We start from the raw sequence: 4,015 nt of genomic DNA, 5'->3' as shown, positions 1-4,015 counted from the left end.
ACTTTGGACGCCTATCTCCCCGAGAAGGGGGTTAGTTTTGCAAGCCGGAACACATCGCAGAATTCGTGATTCAGATAAGCTTCCGCGCGTAAGTCTCCAATCGTGCAAACATGAAGCTGATCGCGAAACCATCAACGATTCCCGATAATTGCGACAATCTCCGCAGCGAGAATTCCGACTGCGAATTTGGCGTTGAGGCCACCGTGAGCGACGCATGAAAAAGGCGTTTGCGACAACGCCAAACCCCTGGACGAGACCCAAGCAGCGTCGCTGCAAAAGGGGAGGGGAGGGGCCTAGCCGAATCCATGCAGCACCTCCGCAAGCCCCAAGACACGTCCACCCCGGAAAAAGAGAGAGCGGTTGGCGGTAGCAGCGTTGGGGAACAGCCGCGCCGCGGGGAAACTGGGTGCGATGGTGGAGTAACGGATCAGCTTGATCGCGCCGGCCGCGCCCAGGACGTGCGCCGCATAGAGCTCACGCTCTGTGGGCGGCCGCCCCAGATCCCTTGCTAGCAACCGCTGGTTCTGCGCAGTCAGCTCGGCCGCCAACCGTGATGCGATCATCGGATCATAGCGCATGGCAAGGATCCTACGCCTCTCACGATAATCTACCACGTAGGCGCGGCCGTTGCGGTCGATCTCGATAAGACGCGCCTCGCGCCCAAGGCCGTGGGCCTCGCCGAACCGTGATACTGCTAGCAGCCAGGTTTGCTCGATGAACTGGAACAGGCCGCGTGCGCTAGACCGAGGTGACGCGGCGTAGATGTTCCAGGACGACTCGCGTTGGGCCGTCCTGGACAGAAAGCGCGGATCAACCCCCACAACAGCGGCCGCTTCGCGAACCATCGCATTGACCGTGAGACTGTCCGATGAGAATGACGCCGCCCGTATAGGGCCGCTGACCTCGCCAATCTTCAGCATCCTTAAGGTCGCCGACACGACATTGTCGATCGAAGGCTCTGACCTGTAGGTCTCACGAAGCACTAGAACGCCCTCGCGCGGCCTTAGGAGCGCAGCCAGGTAGAGCGCCTCGCGCGCGCGGAACTGAGCGTCAACGGCATGGATCCTGAAGGCGTCAGCCGGATCACCGACCCCGCCCTGAGGCGCGACCAGCGCTGTCTCTACGGCTTCTTTCAGGTCCCGCGTAAAGGCGCTCTTCGTCTGCACACGCTGCGCGTCAAAGATGTTCGCCGCGTAGACGGCAAGGACAGTGATCGCGGTGCAATAAGCTCCCAACCGACCGAGCCGCTGTCGGGTCGGTCGGAACCCGGAGTGATTCTTCATCGGAAAACTGTCCGGGCGCACCGCAATGACCGCCTCAGCGCTCATGCGTTCGTAGCCCTCGATCCAAGCCCATGCCGGGTTTGCACAATCGCCGTTAGAGCCGGGGGCGACTGCGGTTCGCAGGGCTGGCCGTGGGCGATCAGGAACGCCATCTCTTCAGGCGAGCGGCTGACAATCGCCGCCCGGAGCACGGTTGCAGGTTCGTGCCCAAACACCGATACGATTCTAAGGAACAAATCGAGGCGACGCGGTCCAAAGTTCTTATGGTCGCTGTCGGAACCGTCCAGTGCGCGCTCATAGTCTCTATAGCGGCGCAACGTGTCCTTACTGATGAGAGACAGCACTTCTTCCCGATGCTTTTCGCTATACTGGTCCACGTAGTGGGCCAGGCGCGCGAGAAGCACATGCGTCCCGTCGGATATATCCCGACTCCACGGCATGCCTGCCTCCGATCCCAGTCTTGTATCTCTGGTGACACAATGACAAAGGCCGTGCAAGCGGGATTGCACGGCCGCTCGGCGCTTGGCGTTTGGGCTAGCCCCCGGGCAAGCGCTATCGCACGAACGCAGCAGCTGATTATCGTGGTGAGTCTTTGACCGGCCCGATCGGGTAGGTCGAGCGCTTAAGAGCTGGACTTTTTGAGCAATTCCACGTACCCCTCCGGTGAAGGCCGCCTTGTGGGGGTCTGAGCAGTTGGGGATGCTGCGCTCGTAAGGAGACCTTATGAGCGCGCATAGCTGCACAGCATGAGCCAGATGACGTTGATGACGGGTCCTGAGCGCCGTCGCCGCTGGGCTCGTCACGAACGCCAGCAGATCTTGTTGGCGGCGTTTGCGCCGGGCGCCGTGGTCGCGGACGTCTCGCGTCAGCACGATGTCTCGACGAGTCTGATCTACAAATGGAAGCGAGAGGCCTTAGCGGAGGCGTCGGGCGGACCGGCGTTCTCGCCCGCGGTCGTCATTGATGAGCCTTCGCCAGGACCGGCGCCGCCGGACTTGGCGGTCATCGTTGAACTGGCCAGCGGCGCGCGAGTAAGCATCAACGCCAACGCCTCGCCGCGCCTGGTGGCTGCGACGTTGCAGGCCCTGCGATGATCCCGATTGCCTCGGGCGTGCGGGTATGGATCGCGGCGGGACACACGGACATGAGGAAGGGCATGCAGGGCCTGGCGTTGCTCGTACAAGAAGGCTTGGGTCGCGATCCGTTCGCCGGCGATGTCTTCGTGTTCCGGGGGCGTGGCGGCTCGCTGATCAAGGCGCTGTGGCATGACGGCCTGGGGCTGTCGCTCTACGCCAAGCGGTTGGATCGGGGGCGGTTCGTATGGCCAGTCACGGCCGATGGCGCGGTGGCGCTGACGGCCGGGCAGATGTCGTATCTGCTGGAGGGCATCGACTGGAGAAACCCCCAGCATACCTGGCGTCCGTCTGCCGCCGGGTAGCCAAAAATAGTCAGGAAGGCCTGCATTTAGGGGCGCCACAAGCGGCGAAATTTATGATTCCATCGGGGTCATGGACGCTGACCTCGCAGCCCTGCCGGACGATATTGAAGCGCTGAAGGCGGCGCTTCTGGTCGCCCGGGCCGAGGCGGCGCAAGCGCAAGACATGGCCACGAGAGCTCAAGCCGAAGCCGCCCGAGCCCAGGCCGAAGCCGCTGAGGCCAAGGCGAGAGTGTCCGACGATCAGGCGCTGATCGCCCATCTGAAACTCCAGATCCAGAAGCTTAATCGTGAGCGCTTCGGCCCTCATTCCGAGCGCACGGCCCGCCTGCTGGATCAGCTGGAGCTGCAGCTGGAGGAGCTGGAGGCTTCGGCGACGGAAGACGAGCTGGCTGCGGAGATGGCGGCGGCGCGGGCCACGACCGTGGCCACCTTCAGCCGCAAGCGGCCCTCACGCCAACCCTTCCCCGCGCACCTGCCGCGTGAGCGCGTGGTCGTGCCGGGCCCGACCGCCTGCGCCTGCTGTGGCGGGCTGCGGCTCTCGAAGCTGGGCGAAGACGTCACCGAAACGCTGGAGGTCGTACCCCGGTCCTGGAAGGTCATCCAGCATGTGCGCGAGAAGTTTAGCTGCCGCGACTGTGAGGCCATCGGCCAGGCGCCGGCTCCGTTCCATGTGATCGCCCGGGGCTGGGCGGGACCCAGCCTGCTGGCGATGATCCTGTTCGAGAAGTTTGGTCAGCATCAGCCGCTCAACCGCCAGGCCGACCGCTATGCTCGGGAAGACGTGCCGCTCAGCCTGTCGACCCTGGCCGACCAGGTCGGGGCCTGCACGGCGGTGCTGGGGCCGTTGTTCAAGCGGCTGGAGGCTCACGTGCTGGCCGCCGAGCGCTTGCACGGCGACGACACCACGGTTCCGGTCCTGGCCAAGGGCAAGACCGACACCGCCAGGCTCTGGGTCTATGTGCGCGACGACAAGCCGTTCGCCGGAGCGGCCCCGCCGGGCGCGGTGTTCTATTACTCGCGCGATCGGGGCGGCGAGCATCCGCAGGCGCACCTGTCAGGTTATGCCGGCCTGTTCCAGGCTGACGCCTATGGGGGCTACGGCAAGCTCTATGAGCCGGGGCGAACACCGGGGCCCCTTCTTGAGGCGGCCTGCTGGGCCCATGCGCGCCGGCCGTTCTTCGTGTTGGCCGACCTGGAGCAGAATGCCCGCCGCAAGGCGCGCGGCGCTGCGCCTGCAGTGGGGGCACCTCAAGGTTTGTTCGCTAAACCTCGCTTGAAAGCACAAACCCAGAAC

4 protein-coding genes are annotated in these 4,015 nt (G+C 64.1%); 3 read left to right on the top strand and 1 reads right to left on the bottom strand.

What is annotated here, in order from left to right; all coding sequences use genetic code 11:
- Window positions 1-293 precede the first annotated feature (293 nt).
- Window positions 294-1,328, bottom strand: coding sequence for a transglycosylase SLT domain-containing protein (locus AX690_RS09610; protein WP_066681688.1), 1,035 nt, complete (start codon window positions 1,326-1,328; stop codon window positions 294-296).
- 701 nt (window positions 1,329-2,029) lie between these two features.
- Here AX690_RS09610 and AX690_RS09600 point away from each other — a divergent pair.
- From AX690_RS09600 to AX690_RS09590, 3 genes are all read left to right on the top strand, one after another.
- Window positions 2,030-2,377, top strand: a complete 348-nt coding sequence (locus AX690_RS09600) for a transposase (RefSeq protein WP_066684210.1) — start codon at window positions 2,030-2,032, stop codon at window positions 2,375-2,377.
- The gene (tnpB, locus tag AX690_RS09595; protein WP_066684208.1) at window positions 2,374-2,721 is read left to right on the top strand and encodes an IS66 family insertion sequence element accessory protein TnpB; all 348 of its coding nucleotides are present in this window, start codon (window positions 2,374-2,376) and stop codon (window positions 2,719-2,721) included. Before AX690_RS09600 ends, tnpB begins: the two co-directional genes overlap by 4 nt.
- Before the next feature lie 70 nt (window positions 2,722-2,791).
- Window positions 2,792-4,015, top strand: a 1,224-nt coding sequence (locus tag AX690_RS09590; protein WP_066730336.1) for an IS66 family transposase, incomplete at its 3' end; no start/stop codon positions are given.

This window comes from Caulobacter sp. CCH9-E1 (genome assembly GCF_001556515.1).
Lineage (GTDB): Bacteria > Pseudomonadota > Alphaproteobacteria > Caulobacterales > Caulobacteraceae > Caulobacter.
Note: the sequence above shows the minus strand (reverse complement) of the source record. Positions and strands in the feature narration are given on the sequence as shown.